Origin of the sequence: Acaryochloris marina MBIC11017 (assembly GCF_000018105.1) — a bacterium.
Classification (GTDB): domain Bacteria; phylum Cyanobacteriota; class Cyanobacteriia; order Thermosynechococcales; family Thermosynechococcaceae; genus Acaryochloris; species Acaryochloris marina.
In genome coordinates this window covers 3783890-3810515 of record NC_009925.1, presented here as the reverse complement: position 1 = coordinate 3810515, position 26626 = coordinate 3783890, and the positions used below count along the sequence as shown (strand labels likewise).

Below are 26626 nucleotides of genomic sequence, written 5' to 3'. Positions count from 1 at the left end.
AAAGTTTCTGCTCTCGATTATTGTGATTACTGTCTATCAATGGGGCAGCAAATAGACTTATGAAAGGGTTCCAAAAAATTTTCGGCCAGTTCCAGTTTGTGGTGATTAGCCTTTTGACCACAGCGGTGATTGTCTGGCTGGCGGCTAGCCTTCAACTGGTCCCCGCGGATCCACCCGTCTCGCAAGAGCAGTCACCCCAACAACCCGCTCAATCCCCGGTCGAAACATCCCAACCATTGCCCCCTGCGACAAACCGTCCCCCATCTCCCCTGTATGAGAGCTTGCCCTCCATCTCGAATACTCCCTCTCCAGCTAACGCTCCAGCGGCACCTGTTACTGCTACACCTAAGAATTACTATGGCCACCTTGCCTATGCAGAAAACGAAGATAACCGACTGGTAAACGTTGGAGAGTTTGTGCGAGGGACGTATCGTCGGTCTGAGTATTTGGATCAAGAAGCAGCGGCAGCCTTTACCAAGTTGGTTAATGCCGCTGCTGATGCCAATCTCACGCTTCAGCCTATCTCTGGGTTTCGCTCAGTCAATGACCAAAAAGAACTGTTTGATAAACAGGTACAAAAACTAGGGAGTGTAGAAGCAGCCGCCAAACTTAGTGCCCCGCCTGGGTTTAGTGAGCATCACACTGGATATGCGATCGATATTGGCGATCGCAACCAGCCGGACAAAGATCTCAAGGTGGCTTTTGAAGACACAACTGCCTATCGTTGGTTAACCAACAATGCCAAGAACTATGGATTTGAACTCTCATTTCCCCGGAATAACGCCCAGGGGGTTAACTTCGAGCCTTGGCATTGGCGATATATCGGCACTTCTCGGGCAGCAGTACAGTTTGCTAGCGCACGTAATCTCTAACTATTGCTTTTGGCAGATGGCCAAGAGAGCTGCCGACAGAATCTTAAAACTGTCAGGAGTAGTGAGTCATCATCTTTCCAATAGCCCTGATGTCTCTTCATCCCTGAGGGTTGATCCTACATCAACAAAGCTTAAGATGAGAGAGAGTGAAAAACCTCCATTAGACGCAGTGGAACAGTGGTTAGTTCACTGTTTGCTGCTTTGGCTGCTCAAGCATTTCAGAGACTCACGTAACTCTTTGACCAGGTCCGTTGAGAATTGCGACTCTCTCCTCATCAATCACCAGTTCTCATCTTTCCCTAATCGACACTTGGATATTTGCAGCTTCATCAACCTTGACCTAGATCGATTGGGTGCTCAATCCTTTACTGTGCATCTTTCAAAACTGAAAAAGCTAGCCGAGAATGCCCCGACTAGCTCTTATCGCAATCAGAATTGGCTTGTTATGATTTGGGCTTTAGTGCCAAGAGTACATCGCCAGTATAGGTAGTCTTATCCATTTGCGTACTGGCAATACCAATGCCCCGAATGGACTTGAGAACCGCTTCAACTTCAGGTGTAATCAGGCCTTGGCTAGTAATGGCCGGATTACTCAAAATGACTTTGTTGGCTTCATCCATATTGACGAAGAAGTACCCGGAATTAGACTGGGGTAAGGTTCGCGTGACAGACTTAAAGGTCTCGCTTTGATCCAACGTTTTATCCGGTTTAGCCATGACCTTGATGATGGGGTCACCAATAGCGAAGAACACGGTTTCATTATCAATCCAACCATGACCGGCTAGGGTTTCTTTGGTGGGTGGAAACTGCCATTGGGTCACATCAACATTGCCAATTTTGCTCTTGTTAACTGGGACATTGCTTTGTTTGACTAGGTCATCCAGTTTGGCAAAGGTTGCTTCAGCTTTAGCACGATCGCTCGTCTTGAACACTAAGGTTCCGCCAAAGCCCACAGATTGCAAGACGCCTTGATTGCCTGGAATAAGAGCTAATCCCACTTCTTTATCCATCCAGCCAATAATGTCTTTATCTAAATCCAGCTGGGTGGTTTGACGAATCTGCTGTCGGACTTCATCTAAGCCTTCTTTAAATTCAGGCACGCTGTCTAGCTGTTGGAGGGCGTAATTCCACTGACTGCTCAGGTTACCAGCATTGGCCGATAACAGGGTATTGGCCGGGAATTGGGAAATAATTTTGCCTGGAACTGGCTTGAATTCCCACTTAAAGGAATCGGGATTGACCTTGGTTACCGCTCGGAACCGAACGCCTTCATTATCAATGCCCATGCCAACTGACACCGATTTAATTTGATCCAGTTGATCTTTCAGCTGAGGAGGAAGTGGATTACTGGGATTAAACGCTGCCGCCTGTGTAATCAATTTCCCATAATTGGGGATGAAGATTTGAGCGACGGGGTTATCCATCTTCAGGCTTTCTTCCAGGATCTTCCGAGTCTCACCATCGGAGGCTAAGGACGGATCACCCTTCGATGAATCAATAGCTTTTTTGACCACATCTTGATTGTCAGACATAGCCAGGTGATTCTCGAGAATCGCCACATAGCTTGGAGAACCCGAAGCATCTATTTCTAAAATCTTGACGCCTTTATGGTCAGTCTCTTTGACCTCTAAATCTTCCTTGTCTTTCATCTTATTGGCAAAGTTTAAGACTTCTACTTTGTCTTTAATGCCAATGACCATCAACATACTGGGGGCGGGTTTGTCCTCGCTGGCAGGAACCGCCGCAAACATCACACTGCCCAACCAAGGCTTGATGTCTTTATCGTAATCCAGCTTATCTTCTGCTAACTCTTTTTTGATGTCAGCAGTCATCTCATCGAAACCACCAAACACCAGATCTTGAGCTTCGGGAGTACCAAAATCTTTCAGTTTTTCCCAAGAATCCGACGTAATATCAACGTAGCCTGCCATCCAGGCTTCATCGGGCACAATTTTTGCACTGGCGACTGGACTGGTTCCTTCACGGGCAGGAATAACCTTTAGGTAAAAATATGCAGCAATTCCCCCGATCGCGACTGCACCCGCGATAATTCCAGGAACAATCAGTTTCCATTTGGTTGCCATTAAATATCTCCTCAAAAAAGAAAATTAGATCGCGTGGGTGAAACAGAAAAAACCGATTATCTGAAGCCAAAAAAAGATTTGAATCGAACCTTTTGATGATGGTTGAAAAGCTCAATTGTAAGCGCATCATGGGTTGTTTAGTCAATGAATACCAAGGTTGGCACTGATTCACTAAATTCCTGAAGAGGTTTCTATACCAGCGCTTAAAGCGCTAGCTGATTCACTGAAACCAAGTTCGCATCTAATATTCCCTGAATTGGGCCACAACTAGCACTTATCAGAAAAAATGGCCACAAATTCCCTAGGTTCAAGACGGTTGAGATTATCTCTTCATGCACCCATTGAGACTCTCACAATGTGCTTCATCTTCGTCTTCATTAAAACTAGCGATTTTTTCTGATTAATCTACTGGGTAATGTCAAATCTTCATTGGCACCATTTTGAATGTTTGCACAATCCTACCCTCATCAGCGGTCTTAGCAGGTGATCCTGAGCAGAGATCTAGAGTGATAGTGATCATTGGCAATCCCACTGCCTGAATCACTTTTAGGGCAATGTACACTTATTCTAAAAACGTAACGCCATAAAAAATACCCTCGCATCTTGTCGAGGGTATTGCATCAGAAGAGGAACTCTAACCTAACGATGGAAAATCCGTTGGGCAGAACTAGAGTTGAGAAAAAGCTTAGCTTTTGGCCAACTCTCCATGAACAGGGCGTCCATTTTCCTTTAATGTTTCGAGCCAAGCATCGGCATCATCCAGCTTGTAGCCAGAAAAGCGAATCGTCGTTTGTTGATCTGTGATGGTTCGCACTGTCATGAAAATAACTCCTAAAGGTGTAGGCCAAAAAATCCGAACACGATTTTCCCATGCCTATCTAGGTTTCAGCGGGTTTACTAAGGCTGGAGACATGGAATTCTATATTTCTTTGAAGACTGCAAAATTTTGCAACAAAGCCCTCGAAAGCCAGTAGATTCCTCAAGCAGAGAGATCTAACCCCAATAGCTCCATTAACTGCTGCTCTGATAATTGCGGGATACTATATTTCTCAGCCTTTTTCAGCTTGTTGCCTGGATCTTTCCCGACGACAACATAGCTGGTTTTAGAACTGGGATGGGTATTGATGGTACCACCTGCTTCCTGAATGATTGTTTTCACTTGTTCATAACTGAGCTGAGCCAGTTTGCCAGTGATAACAAAACTTTGTCCCGAGAGGGGGAGACCAGGTTGCGATTCAGGGACAACTGCTGGGACCGTGGCCAAAGGATCATCTGAGGTAGACATCTGGAATTGTTGTTCAAGCTGTTGCTTTTCTTGGGTGAGGTTTTCAACCTGTTGCTCAAAATGCGAGACGACGTCCCTGGCCATTTTCATCGCTTTTTCCAACTCTGCCTTGTCTTTTTTCATGGCTTTGACTTGGGTTTCTAGGGTCGTGATCTGTTGGTCGGCCTCTTTCATTGCTGCCATCATCTGTTCAGGTAAGGCATCCTCTAAGTCAGGCAGCTCAGCAGCCTGCTGTTCTAAGGTGTGGAGTTGCTGTTGTAGGGTCGTGATTTTAGCCGTCGCAGTGTCGTAGTTGTGCTGCAGCTGATCGCGATCTGCCGTCAGATCTTGAAGCTGCTGTTCTAGTTCCACAGATGACGTCGCCGATTGCAGATCCACGACCTGCTGTTCTAAGGTTTGGAGTTGTGATCGCAACCCTAGTTTCTCTTCCTCAGCCTGCGATAGCGCCGCCTGTAAATCTTGCTGAGCCTGCGTTAACTGGTCCACTTCTGCCGTTATGGTGGTGGCCTGCTGGAGATCGGCTTCGAGCTGAGCTTTCGCTTGGGTCAGGGATTGGAGCTGCTCAGGTAGGGACTCTAGCTCTTGCAGTTGGGCGGTCAGGGTTTGGATGGTGGTTTCTGCTGTCTGTTGGGATTGGGTGATGCGATCGCATTCTGCCTTCGCTGCCGCCAACTCTGCCTCCAAAGCTGAGGTATCAGAGGCCTGTTCTAGAGAAACTTGCAAGCTCTGATTCTGCTCTGTTAGTGCGGCGAGCTGTTGCTCTAAACGAACCTGTTCAGCTTGTGCAGTTTGCAAGGTTGTTTGCAAAGGCAACGAGGCGGCTTCAGCAGCTTGTAAGGTTACAGTTAATTGCTGCTTCTCCGCCTTCACTGCCGCCAGCTCTGTCTCCAACGCAGAAGTATCCGAGGCTTGATTGATCGCAGTTTGTAAGTCCTGATTCTGCTGGGTGAGTGCTGTCAGCCGTTGCTCCAACTGGGTCTGTTCCGTTTGAGCGGACTGTAAGGCTTCTTGCAAAGGGATAGGGGCTTCTTCAGCGACTTTGAGAGCAGATGCTAATTGAGTCTTCTCCGCTTCCAGGGCCTGTACCTGTTGTTCTAGGGTAATGACCTGTTGCTGCTGAGCCTGTAAATCTTGCTGAGTTTGGGTTTGCCCTTGATTCAGGGTATTGAGCTGCTGTTCCAGGTCCTGCGCTTGCGCTTCAGCACCTTGTAATGAGGACTCCAGAGTTTGTCGCTGTTGTTCTAAATCCGTAATCTGCTCTTGCAAAGATGGAAGATGGCCTTGATATTCCGCCACCTGCTGATTGAGAGTCTCCCGTTCTTGTTGCAGGGTTTGCAGTTGGGCTTCCAAAGCAGCAATGGTTTTGGACTGGTCGTTGGCGACTGCACCTTGCTCCGTCTCTAAGCGTTGCTGTTGCTGCTCCAGAGTCTGAAGTTGCTGACGCAGGGTCGCCAAGGCGGTTTGTGAGTCTGACAGCTCTGCCGATAGGGTTTGATTGGTTTGAGTCAGGGCCTCAATATCTGTGCTTGTGGGTTGAGCCTCTTGAGCGGTTTCCAAATCTGAGATTTGCTGGCGCAGGTTGGTAATCAGTTCTTGAGCGTCAGTTAGTTCAGTGGTGAGCTGCTGCTGATTAGTCGTGAGTTCCGTAATCAGACTGGAATCTGCCGTTTGGGTTTGCTCCAAACTGGTCTCTAATTCCTGGTGTTGCTGAGTCAAGGATGCAATCTGCTGCTGTAGCTCAGTGGAGTTGGATTGAGCGGTTTGCAGGGAAGTAGCAAGGGACTCTTTCTCTTGGGCTAGGTCCTGCAGCTGTTGTTGTTGCTGTTGATTTCTGGATTGGGCAGCTTGCAGGGCTTGTTCGAGTTCCTGTAAGGCTTGGGACTGCTCAGGTGGAGCAGCAGCGATCTGGTTACGCAGATCTTGATTTTGTTGGGTCAGGGTCTCCAGATTTTGCTGAAGGGTCTTGATTTGAGCATGGGCATCTTGGAGATCCGCCGCCAGCTCTGTGTTGAAGTCTGTGTCTTGGGTCTCTAAAGCAGACAAGGAGGTCTGAGCTGTTTCATAGTCCTCTGCCAACTGCCGTTGCAGATCTTTGGCCGTGGCCAGTCGTCCCGTTAAATCGTCAATTTCCTGTTTTTGCTCAGTAACCAGAGACTCCAGGGTTTGTTTTTCTTGGCGAAGGGTAGAGAGATCCGTCTGCGCATGATGGAGCCCTTCTAACTCTGCTGTTAGCTGAGCATGGGCTTGCTCCAACTGCAGATGAGTTTGAGTCGTAGCAGCCAGCTGCTGAACCGTTTCAGCCTGGGTGGTGGCTAGCTGGTCATGGGTGGCCGTTAAGGTCTCTAATCGCTGGGTTAGACTATCTTTCTCTTGCTGAACAGCGACTCGATCATCCTCTAGGCTCTGGTTTTGGGTCGTGAGGGTCGCAATTTGATCTTGGAGTATAGCCACTTCCGTCGCTAAGTTCTGACGCTGACGATCCCGTTGAGACTGCTGTTGCAGCTGATTTTCTAAAGTTTTTTGTGTCGCGGTCAGGCTGGCCACTTGTTGTTCAAGACTTTGAATCGTTGCCTGGGCTTGCGTCACCTGGGATTGGTCTTGCTGTTGCGTCTGAGTCAACTGGGCAAGCTGCTGTTCCAGTTGGGTCTTAGCTTGGGTAGCAACAGCGGCTGTCTGCTCTGCTGCCGTTACCTTGGCCTGCAATGGCTGTTGTGCTTGGGTTAGGGTATCCACTTGGAGTTGCAAACCCCGCATTTTGGATTGAGCCTGGCGCAGATCCACTTCCGCTTGCGTTTTCGCAGCAGCCAGATTGTCTAACTCCGTAGTCGTAGCAGCCCGCTCATCCAATTCAGCCTGGAGCTGTTGGCATTGCGCTTTTTGAGTATCTAGTTCAGTTTCTAAGGTCTTCTGCTGCTGATCTTGGGCTTGTTTCTCGTCTGCCCAAGCCCGTTGCTGCTGTTGTAGCTGGCTGACCTGCTGCTTTAACTCTTCAACGCTCTGTTCTTGAGCCTCCACCACCTGTTTAGCCTTGGCAAGGGCCGCGGTTAACGTCTCGTTATCGGTTTGAAGGGTTTGTTGCTCGGTCTGCAGACGAGCTTGATCCGCCGTTAGCAACCGTTGTTGCTCTTCAGAGGCAGATGTGAGTTGCTGCTGCCACTGCCGTTGACGCAGGGTATCGACGGTAGCTGTCCCCAATAGGAGCGCACCAACGCTTTCTAGAACCAAACGAAGATCAAGAATACTAGACAATTCAGGCATGGATGTAACGACGACTTTGGGGATGATGACAATCAGGAAACCAGTTCCTTCTCTTTATCCTGACGTTCTCCGCTGAGAAATGCTAGGACATTCGCTACAAAAGACCCAAGTCTGGTGTAAACAGAGGCAACAAACCCAGAGAAAATATCTGGATTCTGGCAGGCAAAACGCTCTTATCACCCCCAATGATCAAGGACTGAATCGCGACTTGCAGAAAGTGAACTGCATCCCCTTTCCAAAGCATCCCTGACGACAATGGCCTCCATTTCAATACTCCACACCTAAAAAATCTGGAATTAATAGGTAGGACATAACTCATTCAATCCTGCAAACGCTTGATGAATTAAGTCAATTCCTTTAGCAACAACGGCTTGACGCCATTCATCACTTGTAGGTGCATTAGCTTCCAGCAGTAACGATTTGGCCCAGGCATAGGTAGACGACCCTGGCTCATCCCACCAATGGGCCTGATTCTCTGCTCGCATCGCTTTGAGGACCGGCAATAGCGGATAGGTGCCAAATTCCACCGTGGCAAATCGATAGTCACAATCCTGCATCAAAGCTTGGCACCAAGGACCGATATCTCCCTGGCAAATATAGGTCGCACCTTGTTGTCCCAAGATTTGCAGACCTTCTGCCGTAAAGGTTTGTTGAAACCAGGGCAGATCGGTCTGGTGGACTTGAGGCTTCACTAAGAACGTAGGCGCGGTCCATCGTCCTAGCCCTGTATGTAAGTCCAGATGAACAATACGCTGGGTTGGCCCCAACCAGGTAGGGAGTTGCGACGCCAAAATCTGCTGGGTCTGGGCAGGGGCTTGCCCCCCAAAAAAGAGGCCCTGGGGAAACTCATACTGGCCAACGGGCAGCGCTTGCTTGAGGGACGATACGCCATATCGAAGGGCGTACCCCAGCAGCTTGAGAGTATAAAGCTCTTGTGGGGTCGGCGGTTGGCGAGGATTCAGAAAAGCATCCAGTTGAGTATACGCCTCTGGACTGCCTGTAAACGATTGTTCCGGCAGTAAAAAATTCCGGTTGAGGTCGATATTGTCTTCATTGCAGCGACGATTCCAGGCAAAGCCATAGGGATTGAGAGCATGAATCAAGAGCACCGCCACCCCTTTTGGCAAGGTGAGCTGAGGCAGCACATCGGTCAACAGTGCCCACTGGATGGCTGATCCGCAATAACCTTCAACTCCATGTAAGCCACTGGAGACGAGCAGAGTAGTGTGGGGCGATTTAGACCCATATCGAGCCACATCAATACTCAAGGCTCGGTCTTGAGGACCGAGAGCTTGGATTGGATACGTTTCAAGAACACAATTCAGAGATTGGGCCGCATGACGGAAGCGATCGCGTCCTTGCCAATATTCAGAAGGAAACACAAAAGGTTAGGGCAGAGTACTCACTCTATTACGACTTTATGGTGTGAGTTTAACGGAACACGACACTCCCTGACCCCACAACTCTGAGTTAGTCCTAAATCTTAAAAAACTACAAAATTAGGGCTTTAAGAATCAGAAACATCCGGGAAATTACTGATCTGAGTAGCAAAAGTAGGCGGGTAAACTAGATATAAATTGTTTTTTGTTGAAAAGTATTTCTTTTTGTAACAAGAATCTAAAGATTCACTGTAGAATATTGAATTAAAATACCTTCAATATTTTCTGCACAACTTAACGCCATAACAGCTTTTTTCCCTTCATTGCACCAACGCCTATGGAACCCTCTAAGTTTGATCCGTATCAGCTGTTAACTGAGTTATCAAGCTCTAGTGCGACAGGCGTACTCAAAGCGAGCAATGGTAAAGCCGTTTGGCACATCTATTTAAATGAGGGAGACCTACAGTATGTAGACTGCTCCATTCAAACCCTGGCCCAACTCAGCTATTTCCTATGCCGACAAGGGTTAGACCAGGCATATAACGTCCTTAAAGAAATGCCACCCGCAACGGAGGCTGGGGTCACAACCGTCACCAAGGCCCAAGGACTCATTCAGCGATCAATGCTCTGGCTGCAGGAACGCCATATGCTAGATGAGATCCAATCCAGACAGCTGATTGAAGATATTACTCAAGATGCATTAGAAACCTTTTTATGGCTGCGTCAAGCCAGAGCAGTTTGGGAAAATGGTACGCCTTCGCCGGAATGGGTGACGACGGTATTGGGGCAAACGCCTTTAGTGGACGTAGTCGATACGGTCCGCTTCCTCAAGCAACGCATGAAGGGTTGGCAAAGTTGTAGCAAAGAAATTTGGTCACCTTATCAGCGTCCTTACCTATTAGATTTTCGCCATATCAGCAAACCCGTTCAGGGGGGCAAACTATCCCCAGAAGCACTGACGAAACTCGCCCAGTTGATGAGTCGAGGATTCAGTATTCGCCAGCTGTCAGTCCTGCTCAAACAAGACGAGCTGCATATTGCTCAGCTCTTTGGTCCCTATGTAGAACAGCAGGTCATTTTTTTACGCAATCCACAGCCGCCTTTTGACCAACTACCTCGGGTTCCAGGTGTTCCTAACACGCCAACCGTAACCCAAGCTGCTCAGACAGCCCAGGCCGCTAATCGCGTCTTTAAGATTGTCTGCATTGACGATAGTCCAACGATTTTGAGTGAGATTGAGCGGTTTTTAGGGAATACTCGATATGAAGTTACAACGGTCGATGACCCGATTCAAGCCTCTTCAGTCATCTTTCGGATCAAGCCCGATCTGATTTTGCTCGATATCACAATGCCCAAAATAAACGGTTACCGTTTGTGCAGTCTGCTCAGAAGTAGTGCCGTCTTTGACGAAACCCCGATCATCATGGTGACGGGAAATACGGGGCTGATTGATAAAGCCCGTGCCAAATTGGCCGGTGCCACCGATTACTTCACCAAACCCTTTACCCAACAAGGTCTCACAGATGTGGTGGAGAAATACCTGACTCAACTCAATCCAGCTTAGGAGTATAGGTGAGTTCCAATAGACTCACATTGGGTAGCCCGTCTACCCCACACCACTCTCATTCCAGTTCCTCAACTCTACTTACGTTTCATAACTTAGCCACCCAAGGACACACCATGAGCAGCAAAATCTTAGTCGTCGATGACCTCCAATCCGAACTGGACTTACTCTGTCAATACCTGACCGAAGAAGGCTACACCATCGTCACGGCCACCAATGGCACAGAGGCACTAGAAAAAGTTAGTCAGAACAAGCCCGACGCCATTGTCACCGATTGGATGATGCCGGAAATGGGCGGGTTAGACCTAGCCCGGAAGCTACGCAAGAACCCCGACACCGCCGATATTCCCGTGGTGGCCTGTACCGCTAAGAATCGAGATGTCGATCGCATGTGGGCTGCCAAGCAAGGGGTAGAAGCCTATGTCACAAAACCCTGCACCAAGCAAGAACTCGTGAGTGCCCTGAGAGCGGCAATGAAATAAATGACCCAACAACCGACTGCCTCTACAACTTCACTATCACGACTGCAAGAGCTGCTACCCCAGTTATTTCAGTCCACCCAGCTCACCGGACAACCCTATCTGCGGTTTATGGTGGCAGAGGGTATCGGTGCTTTGCTCTCAATGGAGCATGTCCAAGAGTCCTTAATTGTAGAGGCTGAGCAGATTACCCTCATCCCTAATATGGCCCGATCGGTGCTGGGGTTAATGAATTCCCGAGATCAGGTCTTCTGTGTGGTCAATCTGCCCCAGTTGTTGGGATACCCCGATATCATCGGTAGCCAGCGCCGATACCGCGTGATTGTTGTCCGGGTACCTCCTTCTGACTATCAACGCTCGGGAAATGGAGAGGCGCTTTTGGGGCTGGCCGTTCCCCAAATTCAAGGGGTCACCCGCTTACAAGAAGAGCAACTGCAAACCGAAATTGCTGCCTGTCCGGCAAACCTAAGTCCCTACGTTACAGCCACTTGCCAACAGGACGAGCAAACCCTGTATCTTTTCTATCCGCCATTCCTGGCCAAAGCACCGGCTTTATATCCGACCTAACCTGCAACAGCATACCCGTCAACGTCCAGTTGGCAGCTTTCTTTACTCCTTAGTTACTTTCACCACAAGACCATGACGACCCAACAGGACATGACCCTAGCAGACGCCACGGCCAGCAACGGCAACATGGCGGCCCAAGATCTCAACGTTGACCCAGCCACCCCCTACACCAAACCGGCTGCCACCCTGCGCCAAAAACTATTAACCACCGTTTTGCCCGTAGCCTTGGCCCCGGTGGCCATTGCCAGTGTGATCGGTTACGTGCAAACAGAAGCCCAGCTCAAGGAAAAAGCCCTGTTGCAGTTGGAAGAGGTGAGCTTGCTGTCTAGTGAAGCCAGCGCCATTTTCTTAAAAGACGCCCTGAAATTTCCAGACATTATTGATAGTGACCCATTATTACTAGAAGCGGTCCAAGCTGGCGCCCAACAAGCTGAGGCCCAAGGCTTGCCCCAGAAGCCTATTGAAGTAGTGGAACAGCAGTTTGCGAGTACCAAACTGCTAAAACCCAACGCTAAATTGAATGAGTACCTACAACGCGTCGTCAAAAATGGTCAGTTGGCTGAGGTGTTCGTCACGGACAAATATGGATTTAACGTGGGCTATAGCAATCCCACCTCCGACTTTGTCCAGAATGATGAACGCTGGTGGCAAATGGCCAAAGAGAAAGGGCAATTTATCGAAGAACCGGAGTTCGATGAATCAGCCAATCAAAACATCATTGCCCTTTCCAAACAAGTTAAAGATGATGCGGGTAATTTCATTGGGGTGACGAAAGTTGCAATACCAACGAAAGCGTTAGACGAAGCCATCAGTACCCTGGTGTCTCCCAACCTAACCGAGTCAGAAATTGTCCAAATTGTGAATCCCAAACTAGAGACCAACGCAGTAGTAGATACCATTACGGCTAAAGGAAGTGATCTCCAAAATCAAGAGGTGACAGGTGGGGCAGATGTGGTAGCAGCTGCCAAACTCATCGAAGATTATCTGGAAGCAGAAGCAGGTGATTTGAATGCCACAAAGGCTCAGATTCGAAATATTCCCGGCATTACTGACCTGAAGACCAAAGAACAGGTAGCAGGAGAATTCAAGTTAGTGATTGCCTCCTTTACCTACAAGGATCGATTCTTTAACGTGTCCATTATTCCAGGGACAAAACTGGTGGCGATTGCCTCCGTGGAAACGGCAGAAGAAGCCGCTTTGGCGCAACAGCAGTTGATTCTGTTCGGGGGTATGGGTCTATTACTGGCAGGTTTTATTACCGCCGTGATTTACTGGCTAGCCGGGACCGTTTCCAATCCCCTCGCCAAACTGACGGATACTGCTGACGAAGCCGCTAGCGGTAACTTGGATGTCGAAGCGGAAGTGGACGGCACCCGCGAAACCCGAGCCCTAGCTCGCACCTTTAACACCATGGTGTCTGAGGTGAAAACTCTACTCGACAAAACGGAACAAACCGCCGAAGAGCAAAGAGAATCCCGCGACAAACTGGAAATGGAAATTTACCAGCTCCTCGATGAAGTGGGAGAAGCGGTGGATGGCGACTTAACCGTCCGCGCCAGCTTAAACTCGATGGAAATGAGTACCGTTGCGGACTTGTTCAACGCCATTATCGATAACCTCAATGAGATTGCGGCCCAAGTAAAAGACTCTTCGGTCAAGGTGAGTTCGTCTCTGAACGAGAGCAAAGGGGAAATGCAGACCCTTGCTGAACAAGCTATCCAAGAAACCGAGCAAACCCGTTCCACGCTGGACTCCATTGAGCAAATGTCCACCTCCATTGAGGATGTAGCCAGCAACGCTGGTAAAGCCGCGCTGATTTCTGACCAAGCCTACACCACGGTTCAAGAAGGAAGTGATGCCATGGATCAAACGGTGGATAGTATTCTCAGTCTGCGAAATACGGTGGGTGAAACGGCTAAGAAAATTAAGCGTTTGGGTGAATCCTCCCAAAAGATTTCCCAGGTGGTGTCTTTGATTGAAGAAATCGCGCTGAAAACGAATCTCCTAGCCATTAACGCCAGTGTAGAGGCCAGCCGGGCCGGTGAGCAGGGGCAAGGTTTCACCGTGGTTGCGGAACAGGTGGGTGCTCTGGCGGAACAGTCCGCTGCTGCGACCAAGGAAATTGCCCAAATTGTGGCTGGTATTCAAGCCGAGACCAAAGAAGTAACCGAAGCCATGGAAATCGGCACCAACCAGGTGGTCGATAGTACCCGCCTAGTGGAAACGACCAAAGACAAGCTGGCGGTTGTTCTCAACCGTTCGCAAGAAATTAACGACCTGATGCGTTCGATTTCTGACGCCACCGTATCCCAAACCGAAACCTCCAAAGTGGTGACGACCCTTATGCAGCAAATGGCAGCCCAATCTGAACAACGAGCGGAATCCTCCACCCAGGTGGCCGAATCCATGCAGGAAACAGCAGCCGTGGCCGAGCAGATGGAAGCAGCCGTGGCCCAGTTTAAGGTCGAAGAAGCAAGCTAAAACCTTCGAGCGCTTGCCTTTCGAGCCCTCTGGATTGAGATACAGGATGCCCCTCATCGACATTAGCGACCTATCATCGCCTCAGCACTATGGATAAAGAACAACAAGTCCAGTTCAAATTTCTCGAAGAAGCGGAAGACTGCTACGAAAAGATTGAACGCGTTTTGCTGGGTCTAGCCACCAACGCAGCAGACCCCGAACAACTCGATGAAGCGCTCAGAGCCTCCCACTCTGTCAAAGGGGGGGCGGCGATGATGGGGCTGATGGATCTGAGTAAAGTGGCCCACCGTCTGGAAGATTTTTTCAAGATTCTGCGGGTACACCATGCCTCCAAAATCATCGCAACAGAGGTAGAAACCCTCCTGTTGCAGGGCTTAGACTGCTTACGACAAGTAGGCGATCGCTATCAGCAAGGGGCTGACATTGATGCTGACTGGATGGCTGCCCATATCACCCCCGTCTTCGACCAACTGCAGACCCATTTGGGCGAGGTAACAGATGCAGACGAAAATGCACTTCTCAGTGGTGGCGAAGAGGAAATCGATCCAGCGTTACTTATGTTTGAGGATGGGGTGGAAGCTGTTCTCGATCGCATTGAAGGCTATTTTGGCACCTTGCCAGCCCCTCAACTAGCGGCTGAACTCGCGATGACCGCCGAAGAATTGGTGGCCTTCGGCCATATGGCCAATTTAGACTCTTTTATTCAGCTCTGCCAATCAATCCAGGAACTGGCGACCCAGGTCGTGCCGGAGCAGATTCCTGAACTCTCAATGGCCGCCCTCAAAACCTGGCGACGGTCCCATGCGCTGGTCCTGCGCCGCAGTTTCGAGAAGCTCCCCCATGAACTGCTGGACTTTACGCCAACGATGGCCTCCAGCCCCGAAGCCGACTTTGAAACTGCCCTTGGCTCCGTCGACCTATCAGCTCTGCAAGCTGACTTTGGTACCATTGAGTTGCCAGGAGAGATTAACCTAGAGGATGCCCCTGTCGCCGATCTCGCAGGTGCTTTAGGAACGGATCTACCTAATCCTGAATCGATAGAAGCGGACCCCATAGAAGACCTTGATTTTAATGATCCGGCTGTTGCCCACTTAGCAGATGCCCTAGCCACCGATCTGCCTAACGCCGAAGCGCTAGAAGAGATTACCCTTGATGATCCGGCTGTCGCTGATCTAGCGGATGCTTTAGCCACGGATCTGCCTAGTCCTGAAGCACCAGAAGCGGTCAATCTGGAGAATGTGGCCCTTGAGGATTCGGCTGTCGCTGATCTAGCGGATGATTTAGCCATGAATCTACCTGGTCCTGAAGCACCAGAAGCGGTCAATTTCGAGAACATTGCTCTAGATGATCCAGCAATCGCCAACTTAGCCGATGCCTTATCAGTCGAGTTGCCCGAGCCAGCGCTGGAATTTCCTGCCGAAATCGCTACTGATGACTTTGCGCCAGAAGACTTGTTAAACGCAGATGCCCTCGCCAATCTGCAGGATTCGGTGGAGCTAGCGGATCTACAGCAGGCCTTTGAAGTGACTTCCGATCTGGTTGAATCTACGGCAGACTCAACAATCAAAGAAGAAGTTGCTGATCTCCCCTTAACCCTGGAGAGTGCGGCTCAAATTTTGGAACAAACCACGGCAGCCCAGCCTTCTGCTGCTCCCGTGAAGCCCCTCAGCGGTAAAACGGTGCGGGTTCCCGTGGAACAACTGGAGCAATTTAATACCCTGTTTGGGAAGTTGATTCTAGATCGGAATACGGTCAATTTGCGTTTTGAGCAGTTGCAAGCCTACACCCAACTGATTCGACAGCGGATTCGTCAGTTAGAAGCCTCCAATACACAACTTCAGCAATGGTACGACCGCGCCTCTATGGAAGGCATCGTCCCTGCCGAAGAAGCCGCTCCCGCTCAACCCGAACAACTGGCTGAGCCCAGATCCGGGCAATTTGATGCCCTAGAAATGGACCAGTATACGGACTTGCACCTGATTGCCCAAGACCAAATCGAAACGATTGTTCAGTTACAAGAGGTGGGTTCCGATATTGAACTGACCCTACAGGATATGGGTCAGGCGGTCCGCGATATTAACCAAACCACCCGCTCATTGCAGACGAATGTCACCCGCACCCAGATGGTGCCTTTCCGAGAAATCGTCAAACGGTTTCCCCGGATGATTCGAGACTTGAGCGTTCAGTTTAATAAGCCGGTCAACCTGTTGATGGAAGGGGACGCCACCCTGATTGACCGAGCAGTACTGGACCCCCTAGGAGATGCCCTTAATCATCTACTTCGTAATGCCTTTGATCATGGGATTGGCAGCCAGGAACGCCGGACTTCCATTGGCAAAGCGCCAAAAGGCACGATTACGATTCAAGCCCGTAATCGAGGGGCACAAACAGTCATTACCCTGAGCGATGATGGTGCAGGGATTCGCCTTGATAAGGTCCGTGATCGTTTGCAGGCCATGGGCATTCCGGAGTGGGAAGTCTCTCAACTCTCTGAAGCCGATTTATTAGACTGTATTTTTGAACCGGGCTTTAGTACAGCGGACCAAGTGACTGAAATCTCTGGACGCGGCGTCGGCATGGATGTTGTGCGCAACAATCTTCGCGACATCCGAGGTGAAATTCAGGTCCATACTGAACAGAGTGTAGGCACCACCTTCACCATTTCAGTTCCCTATACCCTCTCAATTTTGCGCGTCATGCTGCTCGAGCATTCAGGATTCATCTTTGCGGTGCCGAGTGAAAGCATTTGCGAACTTTTGCAATTGCAATCAGACCAAATTCAAAGGATCGAAGCGTCTCACACGTTGACCTGGCAAGATCGCTCCATTCCCATCATCAACTTGGCTCAGCATTGGGCCTTTAATCAAACCCGCCGATTCTCCGAAATGTCCGGGACTCCGGTTATTAACAAACCCACTATTCTCGTAGTTGGGGAGGATGACCAGATCGGTGGCCTAGAAATTGAACGGTTCTGGGGTGAACAGGAAGTAACCATTCGCGACATCGCCAGCCCCTTACCCATGCCCCCCGGATTTGTAAGTTCTACTGTCTTAGGGGACGGTCGCGTGGTCCCCATCCTCGACCCCTTGTCCATTCTCAAATGGTCCCTGGAACGACAACAAACCGACATCACGCCTCCCATCGAATCTCTGCCCTCCGTCAGCTCAGACAATACCATCCTGGTGGTGGATGACTCTGTTAATGTCCGTCGTTTCTTAGCCCTGACCCTAGAAAAAGCGGGCTATCAGGTTGAACAGGCCAAGGATGGCCAAGAAGCCGTGGACAAACTGGAAAGCGGCTTAGCTGTACAGGCAGTGGTTTGTGATATTGAAATGCCTCGCTTGGATGGCTATGGCGTACTGGAAGAAGTCAAAGGCCAACTTCAGTTTGAAGACTTGCCGATTGTGATGCTGACCTCTCGCAGTCACGAAAAACACCGCAAGGTGGCCATGAATTTGGGTGCGTCGGCTTATTTCTCCAAGCCCTTTAACGAGCAGGAGTTACTCGATACCCTAGCAGGATTGATTGACCAGAAGACCCCGGAGTTAGTGGGTTAGTTCTTTGGGGCCATCTGGGCTGCTAAATATCCTTAAACTCTTGGCAGACCACTCTCAGGCCATAGGAGTTTTGATAGTTACTCGGTAATGACCGATAGCGAAAGGCGGACCGGCAGGCATGGGGACCGTCGTACCAAGATCCTCCTCGTCTGACTCGGTGCGATCGCACATCCGTATCCTTCACCCAGGCCGATCCATCCGCAGGTGCCCCTTTGTAGGTGTCATGCCAATGATCTTGACACCATTCCCAGACCTGGCCATGCATGTCATAAAGACCAAAGGGGTTGGGTGAAAATTGACCAACGGGAGTTGTGGCCTTGCGAAAGGTGCCCCGCGGACCGCGACCATAGGTATAGTTGCCGTCGTAGTTGGCTAAGTCCGTGGTCAGGGTAGCCCCCACACAGAAGGGTGCGCTAGTCCCGGCACGAGCAGCATATTCCCATTCTGCTTCGCTGGGTAAACGATAGTCCTGGCCCGTGAGTTCCGATAGTTTTTGGCAAAACTCCGTCGCGGCCTGCCAGCTCACTTGCTCGACGGGACGATCTGCCCCCTGAAACTTGGCCGGATTCTCCCCCATCACGGCCTGCCATTGGGCTTGGGTAATCGGATATTTGCCAATAAAAAAGGTGGGAACTGTGACCAGGTGTTGGGGACCTTCACTGCCTTGACGATTGGCTTCCGTTGCCGGAGAGCCCATACTAAATTTTCCCCCAGGGATATAGACCATATCCAGGGTCTGATCTTGTTTTAGCTGCTGGCGATAATATTGGGCAGACTGACGGCTGCGGGTTTGGATTTGACCTTGGGCATTCACTGCCACCACTTCAAAGGCAAACCGAGAGAGGCCGGGCAGAGTCTCCTCCGGTGGCGCTTGGGTGGACTCCGGTTCAGAGGGTTCAGAGGTCTGGGGTTCAGATGTATCCGGTTGCTCAGCGGTCAGGGGCCGGTACTGATTGTCGAGACCAAAGGTTGCGATCGCAGTTGAGATCGGAATCCCTAAATTCAAACCATCTTTAATCCGCACGTCTTGTAAGCGCTGTCCCGCCGCCCGACCATGAATCCCAATTAGGCGACCTTCGCGATCTAACACTGGGCCACCGCTCATGCCTGCCTTGGTGACGGCCGTGTAGGAAAACCCATAGCCATCCTCAAATTCACCAATGGAGGCCACTTCGCCCCGAGTTAGGGTCATGGTGGAGACGGAAATGGCCTGATCGGCTAGGGGATAACCACCGACATAAATGTCATCCAAAATGCCCAGGTCTTTAAACTTGCCAATGTTGGTGGTGCGATAGTTGTTGCTGGAAGTGAAGGTTGCGATCGCAATATCCGCTTTGACATCCACCTGCATCATTTGGGTATTGAGGAGATGGGTTTCACCGTCATAGGTTTCCACATAGGCTTCCTCACCCCGGTTGGAGTTTTTGATCACATGGGCCGCCGTCAGTACGGTGTAGATATTGTCATTTCGCTTGATTAACACCCCGGAGCCAGAAGGGCCTTGGGTCATAATGCGAACGGTAATGTGACGGGCAATTTGGCGAATATCCCGAACTGATTTGGCGAAAGACCATTGGGACGAGGCCAAGCTGATTACAGCAGTCCCCCCGAACCACAAAAACTGTCGACGCTTGATGCCCATTCCAACCTATATCAATACGCTGCAAAACCCTTATTCCTACTGTATCCGCTCTATTTGGGAATGTCTCGGATTAGAAGGGTGATACGGATATTAGCGCATTCTCTCCCCAAAGCCAGTCCTCTACACCGTTTGATTTAGGGCAGGCAGAACCACGCGCAAACCAAAAGACCCCGTATAGGCATAGGGATAGGATCGGTAGCGAAATGCAGATCGGCAGGCATGGGGACTGTCATACCAGGATCCGCCTCGCCGCACTCGGCGCATTTTTGGGTCACCCTGCTCAACCCAGGCCGTACCATCCCTAGGCGCACCGTCATAGGTGTCATGCCAATGGTCTAGACACCATTCCCAAACCTGACCATGCATATTGAACAACCCAAAGGCATTCCCGGCCAACTGGTCCACCGGAACCGTCTTTTTTCTGAAGGTGCCCTTGGGGCCTTTGTCATAGGCGTAATTGCCATCATAATTGGCCAGATCGGTGGTGATGGTCTGACCGAAGTGAAACGGGGTATCGGTACCCGCTCGGGCGGCATATTCCCATTCGGCTTCACTGGGCAGCCGATAGTCTTGCCCCGTCGCCAAAGACAGTTTCTGGCAAAACTCTTCCGCTAAAAACCAGCTAACTTGATCGACGGGATGATTGGCCCCCTGAAACTTAGAGGGATTGTCCCCCATAATGGCCTGCCACTGGGCTTGGGTAATGGGATACTTCCCCATCAAAAACGCCGGGACATCCACAACATGTTTCGGATCTTCGTTTTTCTCACGATGGGTTTCGGTTACTGGCGAGCCCATCGTGAACTGTCCCCCGGGAATAGCCACCATCTCCAAGGCCACTCCACCCACCAGGGGTTGGCGATAAGATTGGGCCGACTGTTGCATCCGTTTACGCACCTGGCCTTTGTCATTGACCCCCAGCACTTCAAAGGTGAAGCTCACCAAAGGGGAATCTGGTGAAGGACTGGAAGGCTCTTCCTCTGGCGGATCCGTCTCAGCCGATTGAGGCTCCGGTTCGTCAGGTTGCGCCACCGTTGGGGCGAGGGTCTTCAACCCAAATACCTCGATGGCGGTGTCGATGGGAATCCCCAAATTCAGGCCGTCCTTGAGCCGAAACTGTTTCAATCGCTGTCCTGCTGCTCGACCATGAACGCCGATAAGCTGGCCCGCCTGATTGAGGATGGGACCACCACTCATCCCCGCTTTGGTTACCGCAGTATAGGAAAACCCATAGCCATCCTCAAAGGGGCCAATCGAAGCGACCTCTCCCCGAGTCAGCGTGATCGTCGAGACGGATATACCTTGATCCGCTAAGGGATACCCTCCCACATAGATTTCATCCAAAATATCGAGGGCTTTAAATTGACCGACATCAGTCACGCCATAGGTTTTATTGCTGTAGAAGGTTGCGATCGCAAGATCTAAGTTAGAGCCAGTCTTCATGGCTTGGGTATCCAGCAAGTGATTCTCACCATCACTCGTCATGGCATAGGCTTCTTCCCCACGATTTGAATTTTTGATCACATGGGCGGCTGTCAGCACCGTATAGATAGGCCCCTTTTTCTGAATCAAGATCCCCGACCCAGACGGCCCTTGAGTCAGGATTTTGACGGTGATCTGTCGGGCGATTTTGCGAATGTCATCAACGGATTTCGCGAAGGACCTGGGAGAAGCCACGAGGGTCAGCAAGACTGTGCCCCCAAAGCGTAAAAACTGTCTGCGCTGCATTCCCATACCGATTGCCAAATGCCTGTTTCTCCATCACTTCTCTCAGGGCAAGTACCCTAAACGGTTTGCTTGATCAACTCACAAGGGTGAGCCCTGACGCTGCCGTTGTCTTTCTTGACTCATTCTGCAGATATTTAACGGCTACTGCAAAGACTGAGTTATTCATTCTTTAGCCCAGCCCAAATCGATTCCTTATATGCCAAAAATCCAACACAATAAATATTTTTATAAAGAGAATATTTCGACCTTCTTCTACTAACTCATAGAAATTTTTAATAAAATCATGATTTACAGACAAAAAGCTAGAACTAATATAGATATTTAACTATAGCGATTTTAAGCTATTAATTGCAGACCTCATATAAGCACAAGATAGAAGAGAGTATATAACTCATTTTTTCCTAAAATCGTTACTAACTTATCTACTAATTTTACGATTTTTATGCATTCACGATCTCCACACTCTTTCTTGAGGTCTCGGCCCTGAACTTTTTTACCTGAGAAGAGAGGACCTGCTATGGTTTGTCTAAGCCAGGCTGTTGGAGCAAAGGGAATGACAAAAGCCATGAAGACAGAAGCCACCAATGTACTGGGAGGCCCCTTACAGATTTGCTGCACTTCGCCCATGACGGGATTTTATCGGGATGGAAAGTGTAATACTGGCGCCGGAGATATGGGGGCTCATATTGTCTGCGCCCAAGTTACCGCTGAGTTTTTGGCCTATACCCAAGCTCAAGGCAATGATTTAAGTAGTCCAGCTCCCATTTATGGGTTCCCTGGTCTGAAGCCCGGTGACTGCTGGTGTTTATGTGCCTCTCGCTGGCAACAAGCTTTAGAAGCAGGTGTCGCGCCCCCCGTGAAGTTAGCCGCCACCCATGCCATGGCCCTGGAGCATGTCTCCCTTGAGGATCTCAAACAATATGCGGTCGATGCTAAAGCTGACTAAGACAACCCGTTCATAAGCAGCCATTAAACCGACGTTAAGGTATATAACGTACAGTTAAGTTTGTAGGCCGTCTGCCTGCTCCTTTGACGTTGCTTTAATCTCTCTATGTTGAAATGGCTGATTCAGCAAAGCCAATCGGTCCGTTCGCCCTGGCAGCGCTGGGGAATGGTGGTAACGGGATTAGCTTTCGGTCTGTTTGTTGCGATCGCAACTCTTCTTCCCCAAATTGAAACCCTAGACACCCAGATTTTGCTGGCCATTCACCATTTCCACACGCCGACCTTAGATCGGCTGATGGTGCTAGTGACCTATCTTGGTGAACCCCTGATTCTGTTCCCCTTCACCTTGGCGATGGGAGGGATCTTGTTGTGGCAAAAACGACGCCAAGAAGCCCTAGGTTTTGTGATCGCGATTGGGGGCTCCTTGGGACTCAATATCTGGCTCAAAGAGCTATTTGCCCGTCATCGCCCCGCCCTCTGGGACCAAATTTTGCAGGTGCCCTTCTATAGTTTCCCCAGCGGCCATGCCATGGTCTCTCTAGTTTTCTATGCCGTTCTGGTCTACGGTTTAATTCGCCAGTTTCGCTCCTTCCGGTTGTTGATGGTGGCCGTGGGCACGAGTCTGATTGCCACCATTGGATTTAGTCGCCTCTATATTGGCGTTCATTGGCCCACTGACGTGGTGGCTGGCTATGCAGCAGGCTTGGTTTGGTTAGCCGTCTGCCTGATCTTCCAGTCCCTGCTGTTGGCTCGACCAAGGGAGACGGCATCCGATTAACCTTCCTTTGATGCCCTAGGCGATATCCCCTGATGAGGGTTTCCCTACCTTTACAAATGCCACATCTTTTCTGAGCATAGATAAGGATGTAAACCCTGAAGGGAGTATTAATTCTGTGGAACGAACATTTTTGGCCGTAAAACCAGACGGCGTCCAGCGAGGTCTGGTGGGGGAAATTATCAGCCGTTACGAAGCCAAAGGGTTTACGTTGGTGGGTCTGAAGCTGATGGTGGTCAGCCGCGAGCTAGCAGAACAACATTACGGCGAGCATAAAGAAAAGCCTTTCTTTAGTGGCCTGGTAGATTTCATCACCTCTGGTCCCGTAGTAGCCATGGTTTGGGAAGGCAAAGGCGTTGTAGCTGCAGCTCGGAAAATCATTGGTGCCACCAATCCCCTTGGCTCTGAGCCAGGAACCATTCGCGGCGATTTTGGTATCGATATTGGCCGCAATATCATTCATGGATCGGACGCCGTCGAAACAGCCCAGCGCGAAATTAGCCTGTGGTTTAAGTCAGAAGAACTAGCCGATTGGTCTCCCACTTTAACCTCCTGGATCTACGAATAACTCCGCCTTGCACTCATCTCTGGTCTAGAGGTGAGTGTTCGGTCTAGCTCAAAACTTATGGTATTTGCATGGCAACCCTTGCAGATGTTTTAATTCGCCTCTTTAAAGCCCACAATATTCCCTGTGCCGTAGTCGAGGGTTGGGTGTTGCCCTATGGTCAAGCCCCAGGCATTCGCGGTATTTGGCATCCCCCGAAGAAAGGAGGAGCAGGGTGCCTAGATATCGAAGTTTTATTGCCTGATGGCCGCTTACTAATTGATCGCTGTGCTGGCCTAGGGGACGGTAACAACGCCATCATGGATGGCGTACAAAATTTTTTGCTGGGTTCTTTTCCCGTACTATTAGCGAGTTTTTATGGCAAAAACGATCCAGAGCAAGTGACGACGAAGCGCTGGTCCCTAGCGGGTAGCACCTGGACTGTCTATATCGGCAACTTTTCGCGACGGGCCTCCCAAGGCATTGATATGCCCGTCCCCAAGTCAGCGTTTACCGCCATCGAATCTGCCATTGAGCAGTCTCCTCTGTCTGCAGACGTACATTGGTTTCGGACTTTTTATTGTCATATTAGTGCTCAGCAAGTCTTCGAGGCCTTAATGGATAACCAGCCCTGGCCCCAGGGTGAAGCGGCTCTAAAGGACATCCCCTGGGAAAAATGCGATGGCTACTATAGTGTGAGAAATTTTCTAATCCTGAAAAAAGAGGTTTCCAATACTGCAAGCTAATCGTTATCCTCGCGATAACTGGGTTTTATGCTGCTGGGCATCCTAGAGATAAAGCAAGAGGATGCCCTTGACGGAACTAAATTTAGCGGCCTACTCACGCATTGTTATTCTGACTGGTGCCGGGATTTCTGTTGCCTCAGGGATTCGTCCTTTTCGGGGACCAAACGGGGTCTGGAACGAAATTTCGGCTGATCAGCTCAATGCCGAGGCTGGGCAAAATAATCCTGGTTTTATTTGGCAAACTTTGGGGGCTATGCGTAAAGTTGTGGCGTCAGCGGCTCCCAATGCGGCTCACCAAGCCCTGGCGGATCTCGAACAAAATTTGACCCCATCTCAACAATTCACCCTGATCACGCAAAATATTGATGGACTACACCAACGGGCAGGCAGCCAAAACGTTGTGGAACTGCATGGATCGCTCCTAGAGACCCGCTGTTCAAATTCTGCCTGCGATGCCCCTGTCTTTGCAGATCAAGCCACCCATGCCGATCAGATGCCTCAATGCTCCGTCTGCCATGCCCATCAGTTACCCAATGTTGTCTTATTCGAGGAACCCATTCCCCTAGATGCATCCTGGCAAAGCAAAAAGGCCCTTCGAGATTGTGATTTATTTCTAGCGATTGGCACCTCTGGCACGGTGCAGCCTGCCGCTAGTTTTGTTCGCTCAGCCGATTATGTTGGAGCCCACACGATCCTGATTAATCTGGAAGCCCCCTCTGAGCCCAATCCTTATTTTCACGAGGTCATTGTAGGGGCAGCAGAAGAGATCCTCCCCACACTACTCAAATGAGAATTCCAAAGCGGATACCGAAAAACCAGCTTTTAAGGGTGATGTGGGTGTGTAGCTGGGGGTTGATTGGCCTGATGGCTTTCTGTATCGCCCAAGGGATTCTAATTCAGCGAACACCACTCACTCAACCTGCTCCGTTGGTGGGGGCATCTGCGATCGCACTCCCCAATACCAACCACCCAAAGCACCTATATGTGTTCTCTCAGGTATTAGGGCGTATCCAAATCTTCGATACCAACGGCACCTTTCAAACCAGCATTGCCACTCCTTCCATTAAGGGAGAGCTGACACTTTGTGGTGGGGGAGAGCATCCAATACTTTTAGTCACCCCCTATTCCAAAAAACCGTTCTACAAACTACAGCAAGGGAAATTTGTCTGGGTTGACGATCAACCACTCCCAGGTTTTTGCCAGACCTCTAGACCGCAAACGACTGCTGTCGGCCCATATCGCTACAGGCTGAAGGAGTGGCCGAGGCGTATCACCTATCGTCCCAGTGGCCAACGCCAGGAAGATATCTTAATTTCGGATGGTTGGTGGCTGACCCTCTCCAGCTCATTGCCCCTTATTCTGGGAGTTGGTCTAGTGGGAGGCGGCCTCCAAATTCTGGGATATCTGCTCGTCAATTATCGCCACCAGCAAGGGTAGCGCTGATTGACCATCAAAGCCCAATAACTGTAATCGTTTGAATTCAACCGGCCATCGAGCTAAATCTGCTCATTCACAGCTTGAGGCTTCGGATCAGGTTGGGATAGATCTCGAACTTCCTGAATAAAGTCACTCACTTCGTTGGCTAATTCAGGTCGCTCAGAATCATGCTCTACAAGGTTTTGAGGTTCTGGATCGTCGGGATTGCGTTTTTTGGAAAATCCCCAGGCAAAGATCAGGGCAATCGCCAAAATCATTGACCATTGAGGCGGCACAAAATCATCATTGATGACCTTGAGCAGGAGCCGGAATCCCACCAACACTACCGTCAAATAGCCTGCATCCTGCAGATGGATATACTCTTCTAGCCACTTGATAAATAGCCCGGCCATAAATCGAAGCGTGATAATCCCAAAAATGCCGCCGGTAATAACGAGCCAACGCTCATCCGATAGGGCAATGGCAGTGGTCACGCTATCTAATGAAAACGCCAAATCCGTCACGGCAATCACTGGAATGGCTTGCCAGAGCGAGGCAAACTTAGGGCCATGATGATGGTGTTCATCATCTTCTTTGAAGAAATACTGAAAGGCGAGCCATAGTAAGTAGCAAGCCCCTAACAGCTCAAACTGCCAGAATCGAATCACCCAGGTTGCGGTAAAAATTAGCAGCATCCGCATAGCGAAAGCGGCCAACAAGCCAATATTTAAGGCACGACTCTGAAGCTCTTCATCCTCCAGTCCTTTGACCAATGCCGCTAATGCGATCGCATTATCAGCAGACAGTACAGCCTCTAAAGCAATCAAAATAAAAATAATGAGTGCGGTGTCGAGACCGACCTGGGGAGAGAGTTCAAACAACGGGTCTAGCATCTGGCAATCAATGAGGGATTGGGTTTGGAGTGTGGAATTCAGTAGCAAATCACACAGTCTCCATGGTATTCAACGTAACGCTAAAGTGTACCTTTCTGCACACTATATTAAGCATTGCGATCCAGACCTAAGCCCGTTTTTCGCCGATATTGAATTCGACCTTTATGGGGGTTCAAACCCCGGTAGATGAGTCTTCCTTCACCATGGAAACCCATGATCAATGTTGAGTGATGTAACAATCTATTTTCCTGATGCCCGAAGTAGCCGACATTGTAAACTAATAAGAATGGGAATAATGGAGTTTGATATTCATGGAACTATCAGATCTACAAATTGTGATCGCCCTTGTTGTGGCATTGCTACCTGCATTGCTGGCACTTAATCTTGGTAGTGCCCTCTCCAAGTAAGCAT

The 26626-nt window shown here is 49.9% G+C and carries 20 protein-coding genes; 13 read left to right on the top strand and 7 right to left on the bottom strand.

Annotated features, from left to right (window positions below):
• Nucleotides 1-59 precede the first annotated feature (59 nt).
• On the top strand, nt 60-872 hold the full coding sequence (locus AM1_RS17015; RefSeq protein WP_012164120.1) for a M15 family metallopeptidase: 813 nt from the start codon (nt 60-62) through the stop codon (nt 870-872).
• Between the two features lie 443 nt (nt 873-1315).
• Here the strand turns inward: AM1_RS17015 and AM1_RS17010 are convergent, their stop codons facing one another.
• The 4 genes from AM1_RS17010 to AM1_RS17000 form a co-directional block, all read right to left on the bottom strand.
• Nucleotides 1316-2956: a DUF3352 domain-containing protein gene (locus AM1_RS17010; RefSeq protein ID WP_012164119.1), complete on the bottom strand. Its 1641-nt coding sequence runs from the start codon at nt 2954-2956 to the stop codon at nt 1316-1318.
• Between the two features lie 685 nt (nt 2957-3641).
• Nucleotides 3642-3776, bottom strand: a complete 135-nt coding sequence (locus AM1_RS43990) for a hypothetical protein (RefSeq protein ID WP_012164117.1) — start codon at nt 3774-3776, stop codon at nt 3642-3644.
• Between the two features lie 159 nt (nt 3777-3935).
• Nucleotides 3936-7499, bottom strand: coding sequence for a BRCT domain-containing protein (locus tag AM1_RS17005; protein ID WP_012164115.1), 3564 nt, complete (start codon nt 7497-7499; stop codon nt 3936-3938).
• A gap of 296 nt (nt 7500-7795) precedes the next feature.
• Entirely contained in the window at nt 7796-8881 is a 1086-nt protein-coding gene (locus AM1_RS17000; protein ID WP_012164113.1) for a DUF2817 domain-containing protein, read from the bottom strand.
• Between the two features lie 334 nt (nt 8882-9215).
• Between AM1_RS17000 and AM1_RS16995 the strand changes: the two genes are divergently transcribed.
• The 5 genes from AM1_RS16995 to AM1_RS16975 all read left to right on the top strand — a co-directional run bounded on the left by AM1_RS16995 (nt 9216) and on the right by AM1_RS16975 (nt 17526).
• Nucleotides 9216-10442 carry a response regulator gene (locus tag AM1_RS16995; RefSeq protein WP_012164112.1) on the top strand — a complete coding sequence of 409 codons (1227 nt, stop codon included), beginning with the start codon at nt 9216-9218 and terminating at the stop codon, nt 10440-10442.
• A gap of 116 nt (nt 10443-10558) precedes the next feature.
• Nucleotides 10559-10924 carry a response regulator transcription factor gene (locus tag AM1_RS16990; RefSeq protein ID WP_012164111.1) on the top strand — a complete coding sequence of 122 codons (366 nt, stop codon included), beginning with the start codon at nt 10559-10561 and terminating at the stop codon, nt 10922-10924.
• Complete coding sequence (locus AM1_RS16985) at nt 10925-11488, top strand: chemotaxis protein CheW (protein WP_012164110.1); 564 nt, start codon at nt 10925-10927, stop codon at nt 11486-11488.
• Between the two features lie 72 nt (nt 11489-11560).
• On the top strand, nt 11561-13969 hold the full coding sequence (locus AM1_RS16980) for a methyl-accepting chemotaxis protein (protein WP_041659918.1): 2409 nt from the start codon (nt 11561-11563) through the stop codon (nt 13967-13969).
• 89 nt (nt 13970-14058) lie between these two features.
• A complete protein-coding gene (locus AM1_RS16975) occupies nt 14059-17526 on the top strand; it encodes a hybrid sensor histidine kinase/response regulator (RefSeq protein WP_012164108.1) in 3468 nt (1155 codons plus the stop codon).
• A gap of 22 nt (nt 17527-17548) precedes the next feature.
• Here the strand turns inward: AM1_RS16975 and AM1_RS16970 are convergent, their stop codons facing one another.
• Together AM1_RS16970 and AM1_RS16965 are read right to left on the bottom strand one after the other, a co-directional pair.
• Nucleotides 17549-19168 (bottom strand): SUMF1/EgtB/PvdO family nonheme iron enzyme, encoded by a 1620-nt coding sequence (locus AM1_RS16970; RefSeq protein ID WP_012164107.1) that lies wholly within the window; start codon nt 19166-19168, stop codon nt 17549-17551.
• A gap of 120 nt (nt 19169-19288) precedes the next feature.
• Entirely contained in the window at nt 19289-20902 is a 1614-nt protein-coding gene (locus tag AM1_RS16965; protein WP_041659917.1) for an SUMF1/EgtB/PvdO family nonheme iron enzyme, read from the bottom strand.
• A gap of 547 nt (nt 20903-21449) precedes the next feature.
• On the opposite strand from AM1_RS16965, the gene AM1_RS16955 reads away from it, so the two are divergent.
• The 6 genes from AM1_RS16955 (at nt 21450) to AM1_RS16930 (ending at nt 25343) form a co-directional block, all read left to right on the top strand.
• A complete protein-coding gene (locus AM1_RS16955; RefSeq protein WP_012164104.1) occupies nt 21450-21842 on the top strand; it encodes a DUF2237 family protein in 393 nt (130 codons plus the stop codon).
• 105 nt (nt 21843-21947) lie between these two features.
• Complete coding sequence (locus AM1_RS16950) at nt 21948-22619, top strand: phosphatase PAP2 family protein (protein WP_012164103.1); 672 nt, start codon at nt 21948-21950, stop codon at nt 22617-22619.
• A gap of 115 nt (nt 22620-22734) precedes the next feature.
• Nucleotides 22735-23184, top strand: a complete 450-nt coding sequence (ndk, locus tag AM1_RS16945) for a nucleoside-diphosphate kinase (RefSeq protein WP_012164102.1) — start codon at nt 22735-22737, stop codon at nt 23182-23184.
• A gap of 68 nt (nt 23185-23252) precedes the next feature.
• Entirely contained in the window at nt 23253-23906 is a 654-nt protein-coding gene (locus AM1_RS16940) for a DUF6348 family protein (RefSeq protein ID WP_012164101.1), read from the top strand.
• A 61-nt stretch (nt 23907-23967) separates the two neighbouring features.
• Nucleotides 23968-24696, top strand: a complete 729-nt coding sequence (locus AM1_RS16935; RefSeq protein WP_012164100.1) for an SIR2 family NAD-dependent protein deacylase — start codon at nt 23968-23970, stop codon at nt 24694-24696.
• Entirely contained in the window at nt 24693-25343 is a 651-nt protein-coding gene (locus AM1_RS16930) for a hypothetical protein (RefSeq protein ID WP_238548997.1), read from the top strand. Before AM1_RS16935 ends, AM1_RS16930 begins: the two co-directional genes overlap by 4 nt.
• A gap of 59 nt (nt 25344-25402) precedes the next feature.
• On the opposite strand, the gene AM1_RS16925 is transcribed toward AM1_RS16930, so the two are convergent.
• Nucleotides 25403-26215, bottom strand: coding sequence for a TerC family protein (locus AM1_RS16925; protein ID WP_012164098.1), 813 nt, complete (start codon nt 26213-26215; stop codon nt 25403-25405).
• A 311-nt stretch (nt 26216-26526) separates the two neighbouring features.
• Here AM1_RS16925 and psaM point away from each other — a divergent pair, with 311 nt between their 5' ends.
• Complete coding sequence (gene psaM / locus AM1_RS16920; protein ID WP_010468637.1) at nt 26527-26622, top strand: photosystem I reaction center subunit XII; 96 nt, start codon at nt 26527-26529, stop codon at nt 26620-26622.
• Nucleotides 26623-26626 lie beyond the last annotated feature (4 nt).

Excerpts from the sequence above, each read along its gene's own strand:
- AM1_RS17015 (WP_012164120.1), top strand. The coding sequence starts at position 60 with ATGAAAGGGTTCCAAAAAATTTTCGGCCAGTTCCAGTTTGTGGTGATT.
- AM1_RS17010 (WP_012164119.1), bottom strand. The coding sequence starts at position 2,956 with ATGGCAACCAAATGGAAACTGATTGTTCCTGGAATTATCGCGGGTGCA.
- AM1_RS43990 (WP_012164117.1), bottom strand. The coding sequence starts at position 3,776 with ATGACAGTGCGAACCATCACAGATCAACAAACGACGATTCGCTTTTCT.
- AM1_RS17005 (WP_012164115.1), bottom strand. The coding sequence starts at position 7,499 with ATGCCTGAATTGTCTAGTATTCTTGATCTTCGTTTGGTTCTAGAAAGC.
- AM1_RS16995 (WP_012164112.1), top strand. The coding sequence starts at position 9,216 with ATGGAACCCTCTAAGTTTGATCCGTATCAGCTGTTAACTGAGTTATCA.
- AM1_RS16990 (WP_012164111.1), top strand. The coding sequence starts at position 10,559 with ATGAGCAGCAAAATCTTAGTCGTCGATGACCTCCAATCCGAACTGGAC.
- AM1_RS16985 (WP_012164110.1), top strand. The coding sequence starts at position 10,925 with ATGACCCAACAACCGACTGCCTCTACAACTTCACTATCACGACTGCAA.
- AM1_RS16980 (WP_041659918.1), top strand. The coding sequence starts at position 11,561 with ATGACGACCCAACAGGACATGACCCTAGCAGACGCCACGGCCAGCAAC.
- AM1_RS16975 (WP_012164108.1), top strand. The coding sequence starts at position 14,059 with ATGGATAAAGAACAACAAGTCCAGTTCAAATTTCTCGAAGAAGCGGAA.
- AM1_RS16970 (WP_012164107.1), bottom strand. The coding sequence starts at position 19,168 with ATGGGCATCAAGCGTCGACAGTTTTTGTGGTTCGGGGGGACTGCTGTA.
- AM1_RS16965 (WP_041659917.1), bottom strand. The coding sequence starts at position 20,902 with ATGGGAATGCAGCGCAGACAGTTTTTACGCTTTGGGGGCACAGTCTTG.
- AM1_RS16955 (WP_012164104.1), top strand. The coding sequence starts at position 21,450 with ATGACAAAAGCCATGAAGACAGAAGCCACCAATGTACTGGGAGGCCCC.
- AM1_RS16950 (WP_012164103.1), top strand. The coding sequence starts at position 21,948 with ATGTTGAAATGGCTGATTCAGCAAAGCCAATCGGTCCGTTCGCCCTGG.
- AM1_RS16940 (WP_012164101.1), top strand. The coding sequence starts at position 23,253 with ATGGCAACCCTTGCAGATGTTTTAATTCGCCTCTTTAAAGCCCACAAT.
- AM1_RS16935 (WP_012164100.1), top strand. The coding sequence starts at position 23,968 with ATGCCCTTGACGGAACTAAATTTAGCGGCCTACTCACGCATTGTTATT.
- AM1_RS16930 (WP_238548997.1), top strand. The coding sequence starts at position 24,693 with ATGAGAATTCCAAAGCGGATACCGAAAAACCAGCTTTTAAGGGTGATG.
- AM1_RS16925 (WP_012164098.1), bottom strand. The coding sequence starts at position 26,215 with ATGCTAGACCCGTTGTTTGAACTCTCTCCCCAGGTCGGTCTCGACACC.
- psaM (WP_010468637.1), top strand. The coding sequence starts at position 26,527 with ATGGAACTATCAGATCTACAAATTGTGATCGCCCTTGTTGTGGCATTG.